Consider the following 21,372-nt stretch of genomic DNA (forward strand, 5'->3'; position numbering starts at 1 on the left):
CCTCAGCCCTTGCCGTTCGCCTTCGCGATCAGGAAGCTTGCCAGCACGCAGCCGGTGAAAAGGTAAAGGCCCCAGGCGGTTTCCAACCGGCCGACCCCGACGCCCTTGGCGACGACGATGTAGATCGCGATCAGGAACACGTCGGCCATCGCCAGCCGCCCCAGCACATGCAGCGCGGGCTGGATGCGTGGCGAGGCGAGGTCGAACTGCACCAGCGCAAGGCCCAGAACCTTCGCGTAGGGCGCGAAAAGGGCCAGGAACGTCACCACGAGCGCCAGCGGGATGTCCTTTTTCCAGATCGCCTGGAGCCCCGTGACGACCGAGATTTCATCCAATGCGAAGAAGGGCAGCAACCCCGCCCGCAGCATCGGGGCGAACCAGGCCACCGGAAAAAGAATCAGGAGCAAAAGGTTGAGAGCCCGCAGCATGGGTCTAGCGCACGGCCTCGATCGGGCCCTCGGCGCGACCATGGATGAACTGCTGGACGTAAGGGTCTGCGGTTGTGTCCATTTCCGCGATCGGGCCGGTCCACTGGATGACGCCCGAGTGCAGCATCGCCACACGGTCGGCGATCGCGCGGACCGAGGACATGTCATGCGTGATGGTCATGGCGGTCGCCCCCATCTCGGTCACGATTTCCCGGATCAGTTCATTGATCACGCCCGCCATGATCGGGTCGAGGCCGGTCGTGGGTTCATCGAAGAAGATGATCTCCGGCTCGGCGGCAATGGCGCGGGCCAGGCCCACGCGCTTTTGCATGCCGCCTGACAGTTCGGCGGGGAAAAGGTCCGCGGTCTCGGGCTTCAGGCCGACGCGGCGAAGCTTCTCGATAGCAATCTCGCGCGCCTCGGCCTTGGGGCGCTTCAGCGACCCGCGCAGGAGGCGAAATGCCACGTTCTGCCAGACGGGGAGCGAGTCAAATAGCGCGCCACCCTGGAACAGCATCCCGAACCGCGCGAGGAACGCGTCCCTAGCAGCGGTGTCTGCATCCTGCCCGTCCACGGTGATGGTGCCCGTATCGGGGTGAACAAGGCCCAGGATGCACTTGAGAAGAACGGATTTTCCGGTCCCGGAGCCGCCGATGATTACCATGCTTTGGCCGGTCGGAACGCTCAGGTCCACCCCGCGGAGAACCTTGTTCGGCCCAAAGGCCTTGTGGATGCCAGACAGCGTGATCATGCGGAGAAGAAGACCTCCGTCAGCAGGTAGTTGGTGGCCAGGATCAGGACCGAGGCCGCGACGACGGCGGCCTTGGTCGCGCGCCCAACGCCTTGCGCGCCACGGCCCGAATTCATCCCGTAGTAGCAGCCCGTCACCGCCACGATGAAGCCGAAGGCCGCACCCTTCCAAAGGCCCGAGACCACGTCCCAGATCTCAAGGAACTCGCGTGTGTTCTTCAGGTAGTTGGCGGGGTTGAAGCCCAGCCGGTTCACGCCGACCAGGTAGCCGCCGAAGATGCCGATGCTGTCGCCGACCGCCACCAGGATCGGAACCGCCAGCGTGGCAGCCAGCACCCGCGGCACCGTCAGGTATTTCATCGGGTGGGTCGAGAGTGTCACCAGCGCGTCGATCTGCTCGGTCACCTTCATGGTGCCGATCTCCGCCGCGATGGAGGAGGCGACACGCGCCGCGACCATCAGCCCGCCCAGAACCGGGCCAAGCTCCCGCACCATGCCGATGGCGACGATGGAGGGCACGACGGTTTCGGCCGAAAAGCGTGCGCCGCCGGAATAAATCTGCAGAGCCAGCGCGCCCCCGGTGAACAGCGCGGTCAGGCCTACGACGGGCAAGCTGAAATACCCAATCTGAAGAAAGGCTTGCAGGAACTCCTTCGGGTAAAAGGGCGGGCGCAGAAGATGGCTGATGGCCGCGCCGGCAAAGATTGCGATCCGCCCGATGGCGGCAAAGGCGGCAAAGGTCGTGCGGCCGATGCCCCTGAGCGGTGCGAAGAGCAAGCTCATGCGTCGGTCCCGGTATAGGTGCGAGCGTAGCGCCCGCCGAGCGAGGTCAGGATCTCATACCCGATGGTTCCGGCGGCCTCCGCCAGACGGTCCACTCCTTGCGCCGGGCAGAGGATGTCGAGCGTTTCGGGTGCCTCCGGCAGGTGGGTGACATCGACGCCCATCAGGTCCATAGACACGCGCCCGACCAGCGGGCAGGGCGTGTCGCCGCAATAGAGCCTCCCGTGGCCCGTCAGGGCCCGCAAGAGCCCGTCGGCATATCCCGCCGAAACTGTCGCGATGCGCGCGGCATGGGGGGCCGTCCAGGTGTTGCCGTAGCCCACGGTCTCCCCCGCATCGACGGTGCGGGTCTGAACCACGGGCAGCGACAGGTGGACGACGGGGCGCGCCTCGGCGAAGGGCTGGCCGCCGTAGCTGCCGATGCCCGGCCGGGTCAGGTCGAAATGATACTCGGCCCCCAGCAGGATGCCGCCCGTCGCGGAAAGCGACCGGCGCAGGCCCGTTCTGTCCGTCATCCGGCGGAAGGCTGCCAGTTGCTGCCCGTTCATCGCATGGCCGGGCTCGTCCGCGCAGGCCAGGTGCGACATCACCAGCTTGGGCGCCAGCGCCAAAAGCTCTGGTGCCACTGCGCGCCAGTCGGCCTCTTCCATGCCCAGACGGTTCATGCCGGTGTCGAGCTGCACGCCGAAGACGTGGCCGGGCAGGGCGGCGCGATGGCGTGCGACCTGTTCGGGGGAGTTGAGCAGCGGGATCAGCCCCGCGCCTTCGATCGCCGCGGTGTCACCGGCCATGTGGCCAGTAAAGACGTAGATGTCGGCCGTCGGCCCCACCGCTGCGCGCAGCGCGACGCCTTCCTGCGCCTCAGCCACGAAGAAGCTGAACGCACCCTCGGCCTGAAGCCGCGCAGCAACGCGACCGGCGCCAAGCCCGTAGGCGTTGGCCTTCACGACGGCACCCGCCTCCGCCGCGCCGGAAAGGCGGGCGAGGGCGCGCCAGTTGGCGGCGATGGCGTCAAGGTCGATGGTCAGTTGTGCCTGTGTCATGGCGCGTCTTTTCGCAGGCGCGCCCGCAACTGGCAAGCGCTTTGCCCCGCGCTCAGGGCATGTCGTCGAAGCGCCGGTTCCGGCGCCACATCTTTTCGCCGATCTGGCAGTCGTAAGGGGCATCTGCCTGGGCTGCATGCAGCCGCTCGACCGGCGCGCCCGCGATTTCGAGGACAAGCTTACGCGTGACGGCGTCCGAGAAGTCGCGCCAGTCGGTCACCGGCACGACGAAGGCGCCTGGCCCCCCGACCACGCAGCGTGAATAGTAGATGTCGAGGTCTTCCAGCCGCCAGCGTGCCCCATAGTCGTCATGTGTCATCAGTGGCAGGCCGTTGATGGTGATGCCCTCGGCCAGAACCTCGTCGCGCGCCTCGGTCACGAGGCCGCCCTGGTTGTTCGGCCCGTCGCCGGAGATGTCGATGACCCGCCTGAGGCCGGCAAACTCGTTCGCGCCGATCAGGAAGGCGCCGAAACGCAGCGCCGAGGCGATGGAGGTGCGGCTTTGCGTGACGCTGCGCCCCTGAAGAAGCGTGGCCGCAAAGGCCTCCAGGTCGTCGCGGTCCTCGATCAACGCCCAGTCGTGGCGGATGCTTTGGCGATATTCGCCCGCCCATTCCACATAGGCCAGCGCGATGCGACCCGTCAGCGTCCGGCCCAGAGCGGCGGCAACCGCGTCGCCCGTCAGCGCGCGGGCATATCCCTGACGCTGGATCTCCAGCTCTTCCGCCGACATGGAGCGGGAGACATCGACCATCAGAAGAAGCTCCAGATCGACCTCTTCCGCAGGGGCGGCGGCGGTCGGGAGCGACAGGAACGCGGCGGACAGAAGGGCGGCAAGGCGCATGGCCCAACCTTGCGCCCGGCAACGCGCCTGTCCAGTCACAATCGTGCGGGGACGTGGCGGCGGCGGATCAGAACCCGCCGTCACCCTGCCAGGGTTTCACAAGATTGCCGAAGCGGGTGAAGCGGCCCTCGAAGCTCAACTCGACCGTGCCGATGGGGCCGTGGCGCTGCTTGCCGATGATGACCTCGGCCTTGCCATGGACCTGCTCCATGACCTCCTGCCACTTGGCCATGGCCTCAAGGTCGTGGTCGCCGGGCTTCTCGCGCTCCTTGTAGTATTCCTCGCGGAACACGAACATGACCACGTCGGCGTCCTGCTCGATCGAGCCGGATTCGCGCAGGTCAGACAGTTGCGGGCGCTTGTCGTCGCGGCTTTCGACCTGACGCGAAAGCTGCGACAGGGCGATGACGGGAATGCTAAGTTCCTTCGCCAAGGCCTTGAGACCCATGGAGATTTCGGCAATCTCCTGCACCCGGTTGTCGCCCCGCCCGGTGCCCCGCAACAGCTGAAGGTAGTCGACGAAGACGACGTCCAGTCCATGGGTGCGCTTGAGCCTGCGGCAGCGTGCCGTCACCTGGCTGATGGGCAGCGCTGGCGTGTCGTCGATGTAAAGCGGACAGGCCTCCAGCGCCTTGGCCGCCTCGACGAAGCGGCGGAATTCGGCCTCGCTCATGTCGCCGCGGCGGATCTGTTCGGACGGAACCTCGGAGGCTTCCGACAGGATCCGCGCGGCCAACTGCTCGGCCGACATTTCGAGCGAGAAGAAGCCGACCACGCCGCCCTCGACCGCGCCCTCGCTGCCGTCGGGCTTCTGGCCCTTGCGATAGGCCTTGGCGATGTTGAAGGCAACGTTGGTGGCCAGCGAGGTCTTGCCCATCGAGGGGCGGCCCGCAAGGATCAGAAGGTCGGACGGGTGCAGACCTCCCAGCTTCTTGTCCAGATCGACCAGGCCGGTCGAGATGCCCGACAGAGAGCCCTCGCGCTGATAGGCGGCGAGCGCCGATTGCACGGCTTCGGTCGTGGCCTTCAGGAAGGAGACAAAGCCACGCTCCGCCGTGCCCTGTTCGGCCAGCGTGTAAAGCCGCTGCTCGGCCTCCGTGATCTGGTCCTTGGGGTCGTTTTCGACCTCGATCGTCCGCGCGCGATCGGAGATGTCCTGGCCGAGCCGGATCAATTCCCGCCGCACGGCGAGTTCGTAGATCATCTGCGCATAGTCGCGCGCCGCGAAGGCCGAGATCGCCGCCCCGGCAAGCCGCGCCAGATAGGCTGGCCCGCCCAGGGCCTTCAGCCCCTCGTCTTCCTCCAGGAAACCCTTGAGCGTGACGGGCGAGGCCAGCGCGTTCTTCTGGATCCGCGCCACGGCGATCTCGTAGATCCGCCGGTGGACGGGCTCGAAGAAATGCTCCGCCTTCACGAGCGCGGCAATCCGGTCGTAGATATCATTGTTGGTCAGGATCGCGCCGAGAAGCTGCTGCTCAGCCTCGATGTTATGCGGAAGCGTTTCAGCTTCGGGTGGCTGCTCCACCGCCCGAATCTTCGCCACGTCGTTCATTCTGTCCCCCGTTCTTGGGAGGCCTCATATCGAGTAAGCCGCAGGATTCAAGGTTCATGTTTCGGTGGATATCCGCCCGCGAACGGTGTGGATAACCTATGTATGATTTCTTGATTACCACATTTGGTGGCGTAGTGCGAGGACGCCGCTTCCTGTGGGCCGAATCGTGGCCGAGACTCTCGATCTGTCCCCGACTTACCCACAAGTTAGTGCGAATTGCCCACAGCCCGTCAGGACTTCTTCCGCGCGTCCTGCCAGGGGCGGGGATCGGTCAGGAAAGCCTCCACCTCCGCCAGGGTCTCGGTGTCGAAGGCGCCCGACTCGCGGGCCTCCGCCAGAACGTCCCACCAGGTGCAGAGGTGGTGCAGCGCCACCCCGTGATCGGAAAGCGTCTTCACCGTTTCGGGGAAGATCCCGTAGTAGAAGATCACCGCCGTATGCGCGCAACTCGCCCCGGTTTCGCGGATCGCGTCAACGAAGGACAGCTTCGAGCCGCCGTCGGTCGTCAGATCCTCGACCAGGAGCACGCGCTGGCCCTCGGTCATCACGCCTTCGATCCGGGCGTTGCGGCCGTAGCCCTTGGGCTTCTTGCGCACATAGGTCATCGGCAGTGCCAGCCGTTCGGCCACCATGGCGGCGAAGGGGATGCCCGCCGTCTCGCCGCCCGCGATGTTGTCGAATGCCTCGAAGCCGGCCTCGCGCATGACGGTGACGGCCATGAAATCCATCAGGGTGGACCGGATGCGCGGATAGGAAATCAACTTGCGGCAGTCGATATAGGTCGGCGAAGGCAGGCCGGAAGCCAGCGTGAAGGGTTCCGCTGCGTTGAAGTGTACGGCCTTGATCTCCAGCAGCATCCGCGCCGTCAGGCGAGCGATTTCCTCTTTCAGGGGGAAGGACGTGGGGATCATCGGGCGTTCCTCGCTTGGCGGTTTCAGTCTGGCGAAAATACTCCCGCCGGAGGCTTCCGCGGGCAGGGCCGGGCGCCTCCGGCGGGAGTATTTGGACCAGAATGAAAGGTCAATCCTGGACTTTCCAGTGTGTGGCGAAGCCCGGATCGAAGACGGTCACGGGACCGGCACCGGTCTCGATCTTGGCCGGGAAGGCGACGGGTTCGCCCTTGGTCAGGGTCAGCGTGCCCGGATTTGGCGACAGGCGGTAGAAGGCCGCGCCGTTCAAGGAGGTGAAGGCCTCCAGCCGGTGGAGCGCGCTTTCCTCCTCGAATACATGGGCAAGAAGCGACATGGTGTTGGTGGCGGTGAAGCAGCCCGCGCAGCCGCAGGCATGTTCCTTCAGGTGATCGGGGTGTGGCGCGCTGTCGGTGCCGAGGAAGAAGCGCGCCTCGCCGCTGGTCGCGGCCTCCCGCAGGGCCAGGCGGTGCAGTTCGCGCTTGGCGACGGGCAGGCAGTAGTAATGCGGCTTGATCCCGCCCACGAGGATGTGGTTGCGGTTGATGATCAGGTGGTGCGTGGTGATCGTGGCGCCCAGGTCGTCGCCCTGCGCGCGCGCATAGTCAACGCCGTCCTTGGTGGTGATGTGTTCCATGACGACGCGAAGGCCCGGCGTCGCGCGCCGGACCGGGTCGAGCACGCGGTCGATGAACACGGCCTCGCGGTCGAAGATGTCGACGGCGGGATCGGTCACCTCGCCATGGACGCACAGCGGCAGGCCTATCTCGGCCATCTTCTCCAGCACGGCGCGGACCTTGTCGAAATCGCGCACGCCGGATTGCGAATTGGTCGTCGCCCCCGCGGGATAGAGCTTGACTGCCTTGACGAGGCCCGAGGCATGGGCGGCGGCGACATCGGCCGGGTCCGTCGCCTCGGTCAGGTAGAGCGTCATCAGGGGTTCGAACGTCATGCCCTCGGGCAGGGCGGCCAGGATCCGGTCGCGGTAGGCGGCGGCCTGGGCCGCGGTGACGACGGGCGGCACGAGGTTCGGCATGATGATCGCACGGGCGAAATGGCGCGCGGTTTCGGGCAGGACGGCCTCCAGCATCGCGCCGTCGCGCAGGTGCAGGTGCATGTCGTCGGGACGGCGAAGCGTGAGTGTCTGGGTCATGGCCTTGCCCCTACACGGCTTCGCGCAGTCGCGCAATCGTGCAGGGGCCCAAGGCGCTTTCGTGTTAATATCAGCTAATCACGGCGGGCCCCGGGCACGCTATTTCGGTGTGCTTGCAGGTCCGCCCCCACATGCAACGGACGGAGGTGCGTGATGGTCAGAACGATCGGCAACCCCCTGAGCTGGGGCCTTCGACAACTGGGCACGGCGGGGGACGATATCGGTAAAGTGAGCCGCAGGATCGGTGGCACGGGCGAGATCCCACGGGTCCGCGCGTTAAGCTTCGCCGACCTGGGTGCGGCGCTGCGGTTGGGCCTGCGGGACTTCGCGGCGCTCAGGACGGATGTGATCGCCGCCGCGATGCTTTATCCGCTTGCGGGGATCTGCATGGTTTGGGCCGCCTGGCACGGCGCGTTGCTGCACCTGGTCTTTCCCATCGCATCGGGCTTCGCGCTTGTTGGGCCCGCCGTCGCCATCGGCTTTTACGAGATGAGCCGACGACGCGAGGCCGGGCAGGCGGCAAACTGGCTTGACGGATTCCGGGTCCTGGCCTCGCCCGCATTCGGCGTGATGTTCATCGGCGCGATGATGCTGGCCGCGGTGTTCTTCGGTTGGCTGCTGACGGCCTATTTCGTGTTCCTGGTCACGATGGGGCCGGAGATCCCGATGAGCGCGCAGGACTTCGTGCGCGACGTGCTGACGACGCCTTCGGGCTGGGCGATGATCGCGATCGGCGTTCCCCTTGGCGCGGTCTACGCGGCAATGGTTCTAGCCAGCGCGATCGTGACCTTTCCTCTGCTTCTGGATCGTGATGTCGGGCTGCCTGCGGCCATCGTGACCTCGCTCAGGGTCACGCGCGCGGCGCCCGGGCCGGTCCTGGCCTGGGGGGCGATCGTGGCCGGCCTGCTGGTGCTTGGGACGATTCCGCTGTTCCTGGGGCTGGCGATCGTGTTGCCGGTCCTGGGCCATGCAAGCTGGCATCTTTACCGTCTGGCAGTCCGGGCCGAATAGGACGGTTTCCGCCGATCCGCCGGGCGGGGCCTTGCGTCCGGTCCACGGTTTGCGACACTGCCGCCAAGGCGGCACGGACCGCCGGACATGAGGAAAGGGCGGATCGTGCGCATCACGGCATTTCTATTTTGTGCGGCGGCGCTTGCCGGCTGCACCAACGACCCCGGTTTTCGAGGCGTCATCGGTGTTCGAGAGGCGCGCGCAGAGGACGTGCTCGCCTGCCGCTACATCAGCGACATTTCCATGCGCCCCTCGCTTTACGGGCCGGTTCTGGGGCAGCAGGCGCTGAAATACGCCCGCAACACGATCATGGCGGATGCGCTCGATTCCGGGGCGAACACGGTCGTCTTCGACCAGGCGACGCCGGGTTCGGATGTCTACAAGCTGCACGCCAAGGCCTACAGTTGCTGACCCTCAGGCGGTGGTAAGAGGCGGAAAGGGAAGGCCCGCGCGCACCAGGTCCGCCTCGACCTCGGTCAGGCGGCGCGCGAAATCGGGCGCGTCAAGCCGCTGGGTCACGTTATTGCACAAGAGCGCGTTCAGATAGGGGCGCGCGTCGCGGTCGAGCCGCGCCATCAGCGCCCTCAGGTAGGGCAGATGATTGCGCCGCGAGCGGTAAAAGGTCCAGAACAGCCGCTCATCGAAGGCCCCCGTTCCCGCTGCGGTCAGGATCGAGGGCAGGATGCGCATCCCGTCGAGCGATCCGGCGATGTCGCGCCCCAGGTTCGGGCAGGGCAGGAGCGTGGAGTAGGACCGCGCGAAAAGCGCCGCGTGCATCGCGTCGAGCGACTGTTCGGGGTCGTAGATCACATAGACCGGCCCCGCGCCCTCGGTCATGTCCGGCGCAAATCCGTAGCGATCGGTGAAGGAGGTGCGCCGCATCTCGGTGAAGCGGGGGTCCCAGCCCGCGATGCGCGGGTCGAGCGTCGCCTGCGGCTGCACGAGGATCACCGTCGCGCCCGGGGCCGCAACGGAAAAGGCCGCGGCCGCGTAGCCGCACATGCCCGCGCCGTAAAAGACGACCTGGTCGAAATCCTCGAAGAATGCATCCTCGATCAGCCGGTCGAAGAAACCGTAGACCGAGCGGTCGCGGAACCAGGTATTGTGGCGCGCGATCAGGCCCAGATGCGACCAGCGGCGGCTTTTCGCGATCAGATAGCCCAGCGGCAGTTGCGAGGGCTGGGACTGGCGAATGCCCTTCACCGTGTCGAAGGTGACAAGCAGCGTCGCGGAATCGTCCAGGAACATGGCCGAATGCATCGGGCCGAGCGGGGCGAAATACCCCGCATCCTCGCCGATCGCCTCAAGCCGTTGAAGCCATTCGCCATCGGTCAGCGACCTCAGATCGCCGTCTCGCAGCCTGTCGTCCTGCATCCAATCACCCGCCCAAGCGGAAATTACCCAAAGCCATTGTCCCTTCGCCTGTCGGGCGGCGCAAGGAGTCTGACATCCTGGGGGTCAAATGGGGGCAAAACGGTGTCTGACTGTTTCGATACGGCGCCCAGATGGCGCCTTCCAGCGCGTCTGTCCACATTCCTTGTGCGGGACCCGCGCGGAGGCCAAAAGGAGTCGCTCTTCCGGTGTCAGGCCCGGCGCAAGCTGGCGGTCAGGTGCCCATGCCGATCAGCGTGGCCCCGCCCGCCCGCGCCATCCAAAGCGTGACCGAAGGATGCGCGATGCCTGCCCGCATCCGGTCGGCCAGAAGCGCGTAGGCAAGGGCGTTCGCGGCGCCGAGCGTGACGAACGTGGCGATCATGACCGCGAACTGGGGCAGAAGCGCCGCCTCCGGGCGCAGGAATTGCGGGACGAAGGCCACGAAGAAGGCGATCGACTTCGGATTGAGCGCGGTGACAGCCGCCGCGTGCAGGAAGATGCCGCGCGCGGGCAGGGCCTGGCCGGGGTCCACGGCGGTCGTTGGGCGCGACCGGGCCAGCCTGATCCCCAGCCAGACCATGTAGGCCGCGCCGATCCACTTCAGGACCGAGAAGAGTTCCGCCGAGGCCATGACCAGCGCGCCAAGCCCCGCGAGCGAGGCCGTCATTGCGATCAGGTCACCAAGCGCCACGCCGAACGCCATCGCCAAGGCAACCCTGCGGCCCTGGCTTAGTGCGTAGCTCAGCACCAGCAGGATTGTCGGGCCGGGAATGACCAGAAGAACGAATGAGGCGGCGACAAAGGCAAGCCAAAGGTCCAGGGGCATCGGGGCACTCCGAAGTGACCGCCTCAGCAAGGGGCTTGGCGGCGCGCCTGTCAAGGGACACGGGCCGGCGTGATCGCGGGCTACGGCCACGGGGGCAGCGTCCGCAGTCTTGCTTGACATAGATCAAGGCGTGCGGCCCGGGAATCGCTATGGTCGAATTCAGAGATCGCGTCTCTCCCTGGCTGGCGTGTGAACGCCGCGCGGTCTTTAGTGCAGCCCTCCCTTCCGGCTGCCAGTCCTGACAACGCTGCGGGCCTCCCCCCGCAGCGTTTTTTTCTGCGGGCAGCCTCGCGCGGTTCCTGCCACCCCCAAATCGTTTCACACCACCGCGCGCCATCTGGTAGATTGTCCGCAGGGTGTCGGTGATGCGGGAGCTCAGGTGGACGGCATCAATCATCTCGTACTGGCGGGGCACGATCTCGATGCGATGCGCGCGAGCTATCAGGGCATCGGGTTCACTCTGACGCCGCCCGGTCAGCATCCCTTCGGCACCGGCAACACCATCATCCAGCTCCATGGCAACTATCTGGAGTTGCTGGCCGTCACGCGACCGGCGGATGTGGTCGAACATGGCGCGCGCAGTTTCTCGTTTTCGGCATTCAATCGCGATTACCTTAAGCGGCACGAGGGGTTCTCGATGGTCGTCCTGGGCTCGCAGGATGCGGCGGAGGACCGGCGCGTCTGGCAGGCCAAGGGGCTGCCGGTCTACGAGCCCTTCGCGTTCTCGCGCATCGCCAGCCTTCCCGACGGCAGCGAAACGCGGGTTGGCTTCGCCCTGGCCTTTACCTCATCGCGGGCCGCGCCCTGGCTTGGCCATTTCGCCTGCCAACATTTCCGGCCGGAGTATTACGAGCAACCCCAGTTCCTAAACCATCCGAACACGGCCCAGTCGGTTCGGGAGGTATGGGTGTCTGGGCCTGGCGCGCTTGACCTTGCCGGGCATATGGCGGCCTTCACGGGATGCGAAGGGCGTATCGGGGACGGGCGGGTGACGTTCAATACCGCGACCGGGTCGATCATCCTCGCCAGCGACGGCGCGTTTCGGCAGGCATTCGGCGTTGACCCGCCGCATCCGGCGGACGGTCCGCACCTGGCAGGGCTGACGATCGGATGCAGTTCGATTGCTGCGCTTTCCGGTAAGGGTCTGGTCGCGGCGGGAGAGCGCCTGGTGTTGCCGCCCGAGCGCGCCTTCGGCGTCGCGCTGGCCTTCGCGGCCTGAGTGCGCCGGGCAGGGTCCCCGCGCCGCCCTCAGCCTTGCAGGCGCGCGAAGATCGCGTCCAGCCGCGCGCATTCCGCGTCGGTGCCGAAGGGGGCGTTGACGATGAACATGCCGCTTCCGGTCATGCCGTGGCCTGCCCGCGCGGGCGGGAAGCGCACCTCGTGTCGGAGCGCGCCGGGAAGGGACTTGTCCGCCAGCGTGGCCAGCATCGGTTCATGCGCGCGGCTGGCGAGGATCGGATACCAGAGCGCGAGGATGCCGACGTTCCACTTCCGCGCGACCTGGCCCACGAGCCGCGCCATGGCGGCGTAGTCGGCCTTCACCTCGTAGCTCGGGTCGATGAGCATCAGCCCCCTGCGCGGCTCGGGCGGGGTCAGGGCCAGGGCCATCTCGGCCCCGTCCTGATGTCGGATGTCGGCGCCGTAGGGCGCCATCGCCTCGGCCAGCGCGTCGTGTTCACGAGGATGAAGCTCGGCCAGATGCATCCGGTCGAAGGGTCGCAGCGACAGAGCCGCCACCAGTGGCGAGCCCGGGTAGGCGCTTGGGCCGTAAACTTCCCGAACCCGCGACAGGACGCGGGCGTAGGGGTGACCTGCGGGAAAGGCCGAGCCGAGCCGGCCGATGCCCTGCGCCGCCTCGCCGGTCTTTGCCGCCTCGGGCGCGTCAAGGCGGTAAAGACCGCGTCCGGCATGGGTCTCAAGGTAGCTCAGCGGCTTGTCCTTGCGCGTCAGGTAATCGAGCATGACGGCCAGTAGCGCGTGCTTGTGCACGTCGGCCAGGTTCCCGGCGTGGTAGATGTGCTGGTAGGAAAGCATCCGGTCCCCTTCGGCAAGCCCACCGCTCTGGCGTATCCCAGTCGGCCGGCGGCATGTTCCGACGCCTTAGCCCGAGCGCGAGGCAAACCGCAACACCCACGCCGAGTACGACCGTAGATCGGCCGCGAGCGTCAGGCGAAGCACGATCCGGTCGGACCGGCGCGTGCCCGCCCGCGCGATGATCCCCGAGGCGAGGGCCGCGATGAACAATGTCCGCGATCAGGTCCTAAGCGTGACCGTCCGTTCCGGATGCGTGGCGCGCGTTCCCATTCCGGCGCGAGGCACATGACTAAGACCCGGCACTACGACCGCCCCCCCGGCACCGCCGGGAGCGCCGGAGCAGCGACCGGTTTCTTTCCGCCGGAAATGAAAAGGCCCTCCCGAAGGGGAGGGCCGCTGGCCTTCGCCGCCGCGCCGTTACTTGGGCGCGATCATCATCACCATCTGCCGGCCTTCCAGCTTCGGCATGTTCTCGATCTTGGCGACCTCGTCGACGTCGGCCGCCACGCGCTTGAGCAGTTCGAGGCCAAGCTCCTGGTGTGCCATCTCGCGGCCGCGGAAGCGAAGCGTGATCTTGACCTTGTCGCCCTCGGACAGGAACTTCAGGACCGAGCGCATCTTGACATCATAGTCATGCGTGTCGGTGCCGGGGCGGAACTTGATTTCCTTGATCTCGATGATCTTCTGCTTCTTGCGCGCCTCGGCCTCTTTCTTCTGCTGTTCGTACTTGAACTTGCCGAAGTCCATGATCTTGCAGACCGGCGGAACCGCGTTGGGCGAGATCTCGACGAGGTCGAGCCCGGCTTCCTCTGCCAGCGCCATGGCGCGTGCCGGTGTCACCACGCCCACGTTTTCCCCGTCCGCGCCGATGAGGCGGATCTCCGGGGCGCGGATGCGGTCGTTGACGCGGGGTCCCGTATCGCGTTGCGGCGGGGCGTTGTGCGGTCTGCGGGCTATGGTGGCGCTCCTTCTATGGTGGCCATTCGGTTCGGCGCGCAAAATAGACGCGGGGGAGGTCCGACACAACCCGGATTCCTTGGCTTGCGCCGGGCCTTTGCCTATGTCCGGCGGATGTGTCATAGCGGCATGCATAAAATGACCAGCCGCAATCGAAAGGATTGTGCCATGAACCGCAATGTTCTCATCGCCCTGTTGATCGTCGTCCTGGCGGGCGGCGGCTACTATTACTACTCGGCGCAGAAAGCGGCCGAGGAAGCCGCCGCTGCCGAGCAGGCCGCCGAAGAGGCTGCCGCCGCCGCCGCGGAAGCCGCGAAGAAGGCCGAAGAGGAAGCCGCCGCGAAGGCCGCCGAGGAAGCTGCCGCCGCAGCACGGGCCGCCGAAGAGGCCGCCGCCAAAGCGGCTGAGGAGGCCGCGAAAGCCGCTGAGGAAGTCGCCGCCAAGGCCGCGGAAGAGGCCGCCGCGGCCGCCGAGTCCGCCGCGCAGCAGGCGACCGAAGCGGTGGAAGGCGCCGTTGAGGCCGCCACAGAAGCCGCGACCGAAGCTGCGGACGCCGTTTCCGAAGCCGCCGATGACATGGGCGCCGCGCTGGACCCGGCAAACTTCGACGCCGAGAAGATCAAGGCCGCGATCGACGGCTCCGAGCTCGATGACGCGACGAAGATGTCGCTGAAGACGGCCGTCGATGGCGCCGCCCAGAATCCGGCGCTGGTCCAGACCGTCGTCGATCAGGTCAAGGCCGCGCTCGGCCTCTGACCCGAACACGCAAAACATGGCCCGTGCCGCGCGCCTTATGATGCGCGGCGCGGGCCGCTCAGGCGGCGTCCCGCCGCTGCGCCGCACCCGGTTCGCTTTGGCCGACCGTCAGGCAAAGCCCTCGTGCCGCAAGGTGATCGACGAGCGCATAGGCGAACAATGCCTGCCCCAAGATCTCAAGCGATTCCTCGATCAGCACGACGAAGAGGTACTGCGTGTCGCTGATCGTGGCCGCGCCGACGAGGCGTGCTGAAACGATGGCAGAACCGACCATCTCAGCCCCCACGGCGCCGAGGATGTAAAGCCCGCCCGCCAGCAGGAACAGGATGCGTTCGCGCGTGGGCAGGCGAAGTAGAAAGCGGGTATAGGTCAAAAGCACGATGAGGGCGAAGAAGATGCCCGGAATGACCCAGGCGAAATACAGCACGCCGGTTGTGCCAAAACGATGGCGCAGGGCCGATCCGAGCGCCTCGTGGAACTGGGCGATCTCCTCCATCGACAGGAGCATGATGATCAGGGCGAGCCCTGCCCAATGCAGCGCGCTGCCGTCGCGCGCCTTGCGGCTCGCCTGCGCCGTCAGGAACAGCAGCCCCGCGTTGAAGGCCAGCAGCACGCTCGACGCCCAGGTCGGGAGAGAGACCTCCTCCCCCATCTGAAGGCGCCCTGCGAGCACGCTCATCTTCCAGGAGAGCGCGCTGCCCTGGGCGGTCAGGTAGATCGAATAGATATCGAGAAGCGCGAGCACGCCGAGGCCGGCGAAAAGAACGAACGCGACCTGGCGCGCATCGACCGACAGGTGAATGACCCGATCGGACAGACGTTCGGGCGAAGCTGACCTGAACGCCCGTGCGGATGTTTTCATAATGTGGCTCCGGCGTTGGGGCGGAAATACGCCCCCGATCCGACGGATAATAGATCGGTCCCGCGCGCGCGCCAAGACCGGGCAGCCGACTGCGGCCGCCCGGTTCGATATTGGCTTGATGCTGTGGAAAAGAACCTTTCGCTCGCGCGGATTGTTCTAGATGCCGTCTCCGACGAAGGCCTTCTCGACCACGTATTCCTGCGGGTCCGAATTCGCGCCCTCGCGCAGGCCGAACGATTCCAGCACCGCCTTCACATCGTGGTTGAAGGCGAGGGAGCCGCAGACCATGGCGCGGTCCCGTTCCCGGTCCATCGGCGCGATGCCGAGATCGTCGAACACCTTGCCCGAGGTCAGGTTGTCGGTGATCCGGCCCATCTGGGAAAACTCTTCGCGCGTCGTCGTCGGGTAGTACTTGAGCTTGTCGCCCACCAGTTCGCCGATCAGCGGATCGTCCTTGAGGCTTTCGACCAGCTGACGCCCGTAGTCCAGTTCCGCGACAGTGCGGCAGGTGTGCATCATCACGACCTGGTCGTATTTCTCATAGGTCTCGGGATCGCGCATCAGGCTCGCGAAGGGGGCGATGCCGGTGCCGGTGGCCAGGAACCACAGCCGCTTGCCCGGCAGGAGCGCGTCCAGCACCAGCGTGCCCACGGGCTTCGGGCGCAGGATGATCTGGTCGCCCGGCTGGATATGCTGAAGCCGCGAGGTCAAGGGGCCGTCGGGCACCTTGATCGAGTAGAACTCAAGCTCCTCGTCCCAGGAGGGCGAGGCGATGGAATAGGCCCGCAGGAGCGGCTTGCCGCGGTCGTCCAGAAGGCCGATCATCACGAATTCGCCGGAGCGGAAGCGCAGGCTTTGCGGCCGCGTCACCCGGAAGGAGAACAGGCGGTCGGTCCAGTGGCGGACCGTCGTCACGGTCTGCGCGTCGGGAAGCGTGCGGACGGGGGTGGCTTGGGTGTCGTTCACGGTTTTCAGATCGTTCATGTGCCTTTGGCGCGTCTGGCGCGCTCTCCCTTCTATGCAGATTTCAGAGGTCGGGAAAGCCCCGGATCACCCTTTCAGCCGCGACCTATAGTCATGGTCGCGCCAGTCGGCGCGGAAGATCCACTGTTCGGCGGGCTGGCGTTGGGCCAACTCGTCCGGGATCTCCACTTCGTCGAAGCCGGCGCGGCGGGCCATGGTGTACTGGTCCGCGATGACGTGGCCCCCGGCCCGCAGCCGGCCGCGGAAGCCGCGCGCGCGCAGGTGGCGCGCCAGCGTCAGCCCGCGCCCGTCGCTGAAGGAGGGGAAGGCGACGCGGATCATCTCGACGCCCTCGAAGCTTGTCGGCAGCGCCTCTGGCAGGGTGTCGGGCGCGATATCCAGCGCCGCGTCCCCGGTGAAGTCATCGGCATGGAAGCCGTCGTCGCGCACGATCACGTTCATGCCGCGTTCTCCTTGTTCGCATTGGCTGCCTGCGCCTCTTCGGCGGGCAGGGGGCCGCGCACGGCGCGCCCGTTGATGAAGTGGATGCCGCATTCGACCTTGGCCGAACCCCGCCAGCGGCCCGCGCGCGGGTCCTCCCCCGGTTTGACCGGCGTGGTGCAGGGCGCGCAGCCGATGGAGGGATATCCCTTGGCCACCAGCGGATGACGCGGCAGGCGGTTGTTGACCATGTAGTCCTCAAGATCCGCGCGGTCCCAGTGGGCCAGCGGGTTGACCTTGAGGCGCTTGTCCGCCTCGACCTCGAAGAAGTCGAGCGCGGCGCGGTCGGCGTTCTGGAAACGCTTGCGCCCGGTGATCCAGCCGTCGAACCCTGCCAGCGCGCGTTCCAGTGGCTCGACCTTGCGCAGCCCGCAGCAGGCGTCGGTGGAGAATTGGTGAAGCGTCCCGTCCGGGTCGTCGCGGTTCAGAAGCGTCAGGTCCGCACGGATCGTGCGGATGTCCGTCAGGTTGAGCGTCGCCGCCAACTCCTGCTGGTAGGCCAGCGTTTCGGCAAAGAGCATCCGCGTGTCGATGAAGAGAACCGGCGTCCCCGGCGCGATGACCGAGACGAGGTGCAAAAGCACCACCGATTCCGCCCCGAAGGAGGAGACGAGCGCAAGGTCGCCCACCTCCGGATCCTTCAGCGCGCGCTCAAGCACCGCCGTCGCCGAGTGATGGCGATAGCGGTCGTTGAGCGCGGCGGCCTTGCGGGCCAGTCCCGTTGCGTGGTCGTCAAGCGGCATCCCGGGCGGCCTCGGCGGGGTAAAGGGCGGCCTTGAAGGGATCGACCCCAAGGCGCCGGAAGGCGTCTCCGAAGGTTTCCGACGGGCTGGTGCGCAGGTCCAGATAGGCGCGCAGCAGGCGCTCGATTGCGGGCACGACCTGATCGTAGGCGAAGCCGGGGCCGGCGCGCTCGCCGATGCGGGCGTGTTCGGTCGCGTCGCCGCCGAGCGTGATCTGGTAGTTCTCCACCCCCGCGCGGTCGAGACCGAGGATCCCGATGTGGCCGACGTGGTGGTGTCCGCAGGCGTTGATGCAGCCGGAGATCTTGATCTTCAGCGCGCCGATCTCTTCCTCAAGGCCGATGGCCTTGAAGTGGGTGGAGATCTCTTGCGCGACGGGGATCGAGCGGGCGGTGGCCAGCGCGCAGTAATCCATGCCGGGGCAGGCGATGATGTCGGAGACAAGCCCGATGTTCGCGGTCGCCAGACCCTCGGACTTCAGCGCCGCGTGCAGCGCGGGCAGGTCCGACTTGTGGACATGCGGCAGGATCACGTTCTGCTCATGGCTGATGCGCAACTCGCCGTGGCCATAGCGGTCCGCAAGATCCGCCAGCAGCCGCATCTGCGCCGCCGTCGCGTCGCCCGGCGTCTCGCCATGCGCCTTGAGCGAGACGGTGACGATCGCATAGCCCGGCGCCCGGTGCTCGGCCAGGTTGGTGTCGGTCCAGGACCGGAAGACCGGATCGGCCTTGCGGGCGGTCGCGTAGGCATCGGCCGGGGCGTTGCGGAAGGCGGGGGCGGCGAACTGCGCCTCGATTTCGCGCAGCACGTCCTGATCGACGCCGGAGAACTCGGTTCGGGTGACCTTGAAGCGCTCTTCCACGGCGTCGCGGAAGGCTTCCATCCCGTTCTCGAAGACGGTGATCTTGATGCGCGCCTTGTACTTGTTGTCGCGCCGGCCCATCAGGTTGTAGACCGAGACGATCGCCTCCAGGTAGGGCAGCAGGTCTTCCTTCTTCAGGAAGGGGCGGATCACCTGGCCGATCATCGGGGTGCGGCCAAGACCGCCGCCCACGACGACCTCGTAGCCGAGCTTGCCGGAACCGCCGCGCACGATGCGCAGGCCGATGTCATGCGACTTGATCACCGCGCGGTCGTTGGGCGAGCCGGTGATGCCGATCTTGAACTTGCGCGGCAGGAACTGGAATTCCGGGTGGTCGGTGGACCACTGGCGGATCAATTCGGCCGTCGGACGCGGGTCCTCGACCTCATCGGCGGCGGCGCCGGCGAAATGGTCGGCGGTCACGTTGCGGATCGTGTTGCCGGAGGTCTGGATCGCGTGCAGCTGCACCTCGGCCAGCGCGTCCAGGATGTCGGGCACGTCGGTCAGCTTCGGCCAGTTGTATTGGATGTTCTGACGCGTGGTGAAATGGCCGTAGCCTTTGTCCCAGCGCTCCGCGATATAGGCAAGCTGGCGCATCTGCGCCGAGGACAGCGTCCCGTAGGGGATCGCCACGCGCAGCATGTAGGCGTGCAGCTGGAGGTAGAGACCGTTCATCAGGCGCAGCGGGCGGAACTCGTCCTCGGTCAGCGAGCCGTCGATGCGGCGCGCGACCTGGGAGCGGAACTGGGCATTGCGCTGCGCGACAAAGGCCGCGTCGAAGTCGGAATACTTATACATTACCGGCCTCCTGCTTGCCGTGTGCGTAGTTCGAGGGGCCGCGGGTGCGGAAGGCCTCTCGGAAATGGATGGGTTCGGGGCCGTTCGGGCCGGCCTTGGCGTCGGCCAGATAGGCGCCGACGATCTGGCCCTTCTGGGCCTGCGCGAAAAGAAGGCGCAATTGGGCGTGCGCCTCGTCCTCGAGCAGCTCCGCCTCCTGGTGGGAGCGCGACCAGCGGTCATCCTGGGTGAGGTAGATCACGTCGCCCTCGACAAGCGCGTTGGCGGTGACGACCTTGGGGGTGAAGCTGCGGGCCATGGACGGACTCTCGGGGCTGCTGAATTTCCGCTTCCAATATAGGAAAATTTCCCATATCTCCGCCATTACCTCGTACGAATAAGGATGATCGTTCTGTTTTTCGCGACGAGTGGAACCTTTGTCTTCAAACCGGAGAAAAATCCGAATGTCTGTCCGCCTTGATGACATGGATCGAAAAATTCTTGCCGAGTTGCAGGAGGACGCGAGCCAGTCGCTCGACGAGATCGCGAGGAAGGTCGGGTCCTCGAAGACGCCGGTCTGGAACCGTATCCGCAAGCTGAGGGAGGCGGGCGTCATCGGCCGGCAGACCGCGATCCTCGACCCCGAGGCGCTGGGGTTGGAGGCCTGCTTCTTCGTGCTCATCCGTACCTCGGAGCATGAGGCGGATTGGCAGCGCCGCTTCCTCAAGGCGCTGAAGGACCGGCCCGAGGTGCTGGAGGCGCATCGGCTGGCGGGCGATATCGATTATATCCTGAAGGTGCGGGTCAAGAATGCGCGGGCCTATGACACGTTCTATCAGGCGCTGATCTCGGAGGTCAGGATCCACAACGTGACGGCGCTTCTGTCGATGGAAGAGATCAAGTCGACGACCCTGCTGCCGCTGTGATTGGGGTAGACGCCGGGGGGCTGTCTGCCCCCCGGGCCCCCCGAGGATACTTAGGAAAAAGAAGAAGAGGTCAGGCGCGGCGGACGATCAGGCTTTCGAGGCCGTGGAAGTGGTAGAGGTTTGCATAGCGGGGCGCGGCGGCGAGAGCGAGGCCTGGGCAGCGCTCGAAGAGGATCGGCAGGGCGACACGGAGTTCGAGCCGCGCGAGCGGCGCGCCCACGCAGAAATGGAGTCCCGCGCCGAAGCTGAGGTTGGCCTTGACCGGACGGCTTGGGTTGAAGCGCGCGGGGTCGTCCCAGGCTTGCGGGTCGCGGTTGGCCGCGGCCAGGAGGCAGCCGACCTGGTCGCCCTTGCGGAAGCTGTGGCCGCCAAGCTCCGTGTCCTCGTAGACCCAGCGGGTGAAAAGGTGGAGCGGAGGGTCCTGGCGCAGGATCTCCTCGACCGTGGCCTCGACCCGGTCCGGGGTTAGCACCTCGGCGCCGTAACCGCCTTCGAGAAGCGCTTTCACCCCGTTGCCAAGCGTATGCACCGTCGCCTCGTGCCCGGCGTTCAGAAGCAGGATGCAGGTGGTAATGAGCTCGTCGGTCGAGAGCCGCTCGCCCCCGCTTTCGGCGGCGATGAGTTCGGTGATGAGGTCGTCTGCGGGCTTGCCGCGCCGTTCCTCCACATAGGCACGCATATAGGCCACGAAGCTTTCCGTAGCGGCGACGGCGGCTTCCTCGGTCGCGCGGGTGCGGCGGGCCTGGTACATGCCGACCATTGCGTTCGACCAGGCGAGCATCTGGTCCCCGTCGGCTTGCGGCACGCCGAGCAGGCGGCAGATGATCGTCACGGGAAGCTTCTGCGCAAAGGCGCGGATGAGGTCGAAGTCGACCGCCGGAAAGGCATCGATCAGCGCGTGGGACAGTGCGGCGATCTCGGGGGCGAGGGCGGCGATCCGTCGGCTGGTGAAGGCGCGCAGGACCAAGGACCGCAGGCGGGTGTGGCGGGGCGGTTCAAGCTCCAGCATCGAATGCGCCTCGACCGCGTAGAAGGGCCTGAGGTGTTCGGGAATGGGTGCGCGGGCCGCTTCCGGAACCTCGCGCCCGAAGCGGCGGTCGCGCATGATCGCACCCACGACGGCGGCGGAGGTGGCGCAGACCAGCCCGTAATCCTCCCACAAGAACAGCCGGCCGGTGGCGCGGGCGCGTTCGTAGAACGGGTAGGGGTCCTGAACGAAGGCCGGATCGGTCGGGGACTGGGACAGGCTTTGCATGGCGGCCTCAGGGGGCAGGGGACCGGGGGCAAGCGAAAGCCACTGGCCAACGCAGGCCCGAGTT

Annotated in this window: 23 protein-coding genes and 1 pseudogene; 5 read left to right on the top strand and 19 right to left on the bottom strand. The window is 66.5% G+C overall.

Annotation, left to right across the window (positions count from 1 at the left end):
- Positions 1–2 precede the first annotated feature (2 nt).
- The 8 genes from OE647_RS03500 to pyrC form a co-directional block, all read right to left on the bottom strand.
- Entirely contained in the window at positions 3–428 is a 426-nt protein-coding gene (locus OE647_RS03500; protein ID WP_263720267.1) for a paraquat-inducible protein A, read from the bottom strand.
- 4 nt (positions 429–432) lie between these two features.
- Positions 433–1,179 (bottom strand): ABC transporter ATP-binding protein, encoded by a 747-nt coding sequence (locus OE647_RS03505; RefSeq protein ID WP_263720268.1) that lies wholly within the window; start codon positions 1,177–1,179, stop codon positions 433–435.
- Entirely contained in the window at positions 1,176–1,961 is a 786-nt protein-coding gene (locus OE647_RS03510; protein WP_263720269.1) for an MlaE family ABC transporter permease, read from the bottom strand. Before OE647_RS03510 ends, OE647_RS03505 begins: the two co-directional genes overlap by 4 nt.
- The gene (gene alr / locus OE647_RS03515; protein WP_263720271.1) at positions 1,958–3,004 is read right to left on the bottom strand and encodes an alanine racemase; all 1,047 of its coding nucleotides are present in this window, start codon (positions 3,002–3,004) and stop codon (positions 1,958–1,960) included. Before alr ends, OE647_RS03510 begins: the two co-directional genes overlap by 4 nt.
- 52 nt (positions 3,005–3,056) lie before the next feature.
- Entirely contained in the window at positions 3,057–3,848 is a 792-nt protein-coding gene (locus OE647_RS03520) for a DUF1194 domain-containing protein (protein WP_263720272.1), read from the bottom strand.
- Positions 3,849–3,915: 67 nt separating this feature from the next.
- On the bottom strand, positions 3,916–5,400 hold the full coding sequence (locus tag OE647_RS03525) for a replicative DNA helicase (RefSeq protein ID WP_263720273.1): 1,485 nt from the start codon (positions 5,398–5,400) through the stop codon (positions 3,916–3,918).
- A gap of 230 nt (positions 5,401–5,630) precedes the next feature.
- On the bottom strand, positions 5,631–6,311 hold the full coding sequence (locus tag OE647_RS03530; protein WP_263720274.1) for an orotate phosphoribosyltransferase: 681 nt from the start codon (positions 6,309–6,311) through the stop codon (positions 5,631–5,633).
- A 109-nt stretch (positions 6,312–6,420) separates the two neighbouring features.
- Entirely contained in the window at positions 6,421–7,461 is a 1,041-nt protein-coding gene (gene pyrC, locus OE647_RS03535) for a dihydroorotase (RefSeq protein WP_263720275.1), read from the bottom strand.
- A 153-nt stretch (positions 7,462–7,614) separates the two neighbouring features.
- On the opposite strand from pyrC, the gene OE647_RS03540 reads away from it, so the two are divergent.
- Positions 7,615–8,472 carry a DUF2189 domain-containing protein gene (locus OE647_RS03540; protein WP_263720276.1) on the top strand — a complete coding sequence of 286 codons (858 nt, stop codon included), beginning with the start codon at positions 7,615–7,617 and terminating at the stop codon, positions 8,470–8,472.
- An 87-nt stretch (positions 8,473–8,559) separates the two neighbouring features.
- Positions 8,560–8,883, top strand: coding sequence for a hypothetical protein (locus OE647_RS03545; RefSeq protein WP_263720277.1), 324 nt, complete (start codon positions 8,560–8,562; stop codon positions 8,881–8,883).
- Positions 8,884–8,886: 3 nt separating this feature from the next.
- Here OE647_RS03545 and OE647_RS03550 read toward each other — a convergent pair whose 3' ends face one another.
- The gene (locus OE647_RS03550) at positions 8,887–9,846 is read right to left on the bottom strand and encodes a phosphoadenosine phosphosulfate reductase (RefSeq protein WP_263720278.1); all 960 of its coding nucleotides are present in this window, start codon (positions 9,844–9,846) and stop codon (positions 8,887–8,889) included.
- A 209-nt stretch (positions 9,847–10,055) separates the two neighbouring features.
- Positions 10,056–10,672, bottom strand: a pseudogene (locus OE647_RS03555) (LysE family translocator).
- Positions 10,673–11,051: 379 nt separating this feature from the next.
- Between OE647_RS03555 and OE647_RS03560 the strand changes: the two are divergent.
- Positions 11,052–11,891: a VOC family protein gene (locus OE647_RS03560; RefSeq protein ID WP_263720279.1), complete on the top strand. Its 840-nt coding sequence runs from the start codon at positions 11,052–11,054 to the stop codon at positions 11,889–11,891.
- 29 nt (positions 11,892–11,920) lie between these two features.
- Here OE647_RS03560 and OE647_RS03565 read toward each other — a convergent pair whose 3' ends face one another.
- Both OE647_RS03565 and infC read right to left on the bottom strand, forming a co-directional pair.
- On the bottom strand, positions 11,921–12,706 hold the full coding sequence (locus OE647_RS03565) for a 23S rRNA (adenine(2030)-N(6))-methyltransferase RlmJ (protein ID WP_263720280.1): 786 nt from the start codon (positions 12,704–12,706) through the stop codon (positions 11,921–11,923).
- Positions 12,707–13,123: 417 nt separating this feature from the next.
- A complete protein-coding gene (infC, locus tag OE647_RS03570; protein WP_459542706.1) occupies positions 13,124–13,798 on the bottom strand; it encodes a translation initiation factor IF-3 in 675 nt (224 codons plus the stop codon).
- Between the two features lie 33 nt (positions 13,799–13,831).
- On the opposite strand from infC, the gene OE647_RS03575 reads away from it, so the two are divergent.
- Positions 13,832–14,419 carry a hypothetical protein gene (locus OE647_RS03575; protein WP_263720281.1) on the top strand — a complete coding sequence of 196 codons (588 nt, stop codon included), beginning with the start codon at positions 13,832–13,834 and terminating at the stop codon, positions 14,417–14,419.
- Between the two features lie 58 nt (positions 14,420–14,477).
- Here the strand turns inward: OE647_RS03575 and OE647_RS03580 are convergent, their stop codons facing one another.
- The 6 genes from OE647_RS03580 to OE647_RS03605 form a co-directional block, all read right to left on the bottom strand.
- Positions 14,478–15,281, bottom strand: a complete 804-nt coding sequence (locus OE647_RS03580; protein ID WP_263720282.1) for a hypothetical protein — start codon at positions 15,279–15,281, stop codon at positions 14,478–14,480.
- Positions 15,282–15,437: 156 nt separating this feature from the next.
- Positions 15,438–16,265, bottom strand: coding sequence for a ferredoxin--NADP reductase (locus OE647_RS03585; RefSeq protein WP_263720283.1), 828 nt, complete (start codon positions 16,263–16,265; stop codon positions 15,438–15,440).
- Positions 16,266–16,331: 66 nt separating this feature from the next.
- A complete protein-coding gene (locus OE647_RS03590; RefSeq protein ID WP_263720284.1) occupies positions 16,332–16,706 on the bottom strand; it encodes a DUF934 domain-containing protein in 375 nt (124 codons plus the stop codon).
- Entirely contained in the window at positions 16,703–17,488 is a 786-nt protein-coding gene (locus OE647_RS03595; RefSeq protein ID WP_263720285.1) for a phosphoadenylyl-sulfate reductase, read from the bottom strand. Before OE647_RS03595 ends, OE647_RS03590 begins: the two co-directional genes overlap by 4 nt.
- Positions 17,478–19,148, bottom strand: a complete 1,671-nt coding sequence (locus tag OE647_RS03600; protein WP_263720286.1) for a nitrite/sulfite reductase — start codon at positions 19,146–19,148, stop codon at positions 17,478–17,480. Before OE647_RS03600 ends, OE647_RS03595 begins: the two co-directional genes overlap by 11 nt.
- Positions 19,141–19,446: a DUF2849 domain-containing protein gene (locus OE647_RS03605; RefSeq protein WP_263720287.1), complete on the bottom strand. Its 306-nt coding sequence runs from the start codon at positions 19,444–19,446 to the stop codon at positions 19,141–19,143. The genes OE647_RS03600 and OE647_RS03605 overlap by 8 nt, the downstream gene beginning before the upstream one ends.
- A gap of 145 nt (positions 19,447–19,591) precedes the next feature.
- Here OE647_RS03605 and OE647_RS03610 point away from each other — a divergent pair, with 145 nt between their 5' ends.
- Positions 19,592–20,053, top strand: coding sequence for an Lrp/AsnC family transcriptional regulator (locus tag OE647_RS03610; RefSeq protein ID WP_263720288.1), 462 nt, complete (start codon positions 19,592–19,594; stop codon positions 20,051–20,053).
- 70 nt (positions 20,054–20,123) lie between these two features.
- Here OE647_RS03610 and OE647_RS03615 read toward each other — a convergent pair whose 3' ends face one another.
- Entirely contained in the window at positions 20,124–21,308 is a 1,185-nt protein-coding gene (locus tag OE647_RS03615; RefSeq protein WP_263720289.1) for a cytochrome P450, read from the bottom strand.
- Positions 21,309–21,372: the final 64 nt, after the last annotated feature.

The organism is Albidovulum sediminicola, assembly GCF_025751575.1.
Classification (GTDB): domain Bacteria; phylum Pseudomonadota; class Alphaproteobacteria; order Rhodobacterales; family Rhodobacteraceae; genus Albidovulum; species Albidovulum sediminicola.

Coding starts and splice junctions, on each gene's coding strand:
- OE647_RS03590 (WP_263720284.1), bottom strand. CDS start 16,706: ATGAACGTGATCGTGCGCGACGACGGCTTCCATGCCGATGACTTCACC.
- OE647_RS03580 (WP_263720282.1), bottom strand. CDS start 15,281: ATGAAAACATCCGCACGGGCGTTCAGGTCAGCTTCGCCCGAACGTCTG.
- OE647_RS03565 (WP_263720280.1), bottom strand. CDS start 12,706: ATGCTTTCCTACCAGCACATCTACCACGCCGGGAACCTGGCCGACGTG.
- infC (WP_459542706.1), bottom strand. CDS start 13,798: ATGCATGCCGCTATGACACATCCGCCGGACATAGGCAAAGGCCCGGCG.
- OE647_RS03525 (WP_263720273.1), bottom strand. CDS start 5,400: ATGAACGACGTGGCGAAGATTCGGGCGGTGGAGCAGCCACCCGAAGCT.
- OE647_RS03545 (WP_263720277.1), top strand. CDS start 8,560: ATGAGGAAAGGGCGGATCGTGCGCATCACGGCATTTCTATTTTGTGCG.
- OE647_RS03575 (WP_263720281.1), top strand. CDS start 13,832: ATGAACCGCAATGTTCTCATCGCCCTGTTGATCGTCGTCCTGGCGGGC.
- alr (WP_263720271.1), bottom strand. CDS start 3,004: ATGACACAGGCACAACTGACCATCGACCTTGACGCCATCGCCGCCAAC.
- OE647_RS03600 (WP_263720286.1), bottom strand. CDS start 19,148: ATGTATAAGTATTCCGACTTCGACGCGGCCTTTGTCGCGCAGCGCAAT.
- OE647_RS03510 (WP_263720269.1), bottom strand. CDS start 1,961: ATGAGCTTGCTCTTCGCACCGCTCAGGGGCATCGGCCGCACGACCTTT.
- OE647_RS03595 (WP_263720285.1), bottom strand. CDS start 17,488: ATGCCGCTTGACGACCACGCAACGGGACTGGCCCGCAAGGCCGCCGCG.
- OE647_RS03605 (WP_263720287.1), bottom strand. CDS start 19,446: ATGGCCCGCAGCTTCACCCCCAAGGTCGTCACCGCCAACGCGCTTGTC.
- pyrC (WP_263720275.1), bottom strand. CDS start 7,461: ATGACCCAGACACTCACGCTTCGCCGTCCCGACGACATGCACCTGCAC.
- OE647_RS03615 (WP_263720289.1), bottom strand. CDS start 21,308: ATGCAAAGCCTGTCCCAGTCCCCGACCGATCCGGCCTTCGTTCAGGAC.
- OE647_RS03500 (WP_263720267.1), bottom strand. CDS start 428: ATGCTGCGGGCTCTCAACCTTTTGCTCCTGATTCTTTTTCCGGTGGCC.
- OE647_RS03550 (WP_263720278.1), bottom strand. CDS start 9,846: ATGCAGGACGACAGGCTGCGAGACGGCGATCTGAGGTCGCTGACCGAT.
- OE647_RS03585 (WP_263720283.1), bottom strand. CDS start 16,265: ATGAACGATCTGAAAACCGTGAACGACACCCAAGCCACCCCCGTCCGC.
- OE647_RS03610 (WP_263720288.1), top strand. CDS start 19,592: ATGTCTGTCCGCCTTGATGACATGGATCGAAAAATTCTTGCCGAGTTG.
- OE647_RS03530 (WP_263720274.1), bottom strand. CDS start 6,311: ATGATCCCCACGTCCTTCCCCCTGAAAGAGGAAATCGCTCGCCTGACG.
- OE647_RS03520 (WP_263720272.1), bottom strand. CDS start 3,848: ATGCGCCTTGCCGCCCTTCTGTCCGCCGCGTTCCTGTCGCTCCCGACC.
- OE647_RS03540 (WP_263720276.1), top strand. CDS start 7,615: ATGGTCAGAACGATCGGCAACCCCCTGAGCTGGGGCCTTCGACAACTG.
- OE647_RS03505 (WP_263720268.1), bottom strand. CDS start 1,179: ATGATCACGCTGTCTGGCATCCACAAGGCCTTTGGGCCGAACAAGGTT.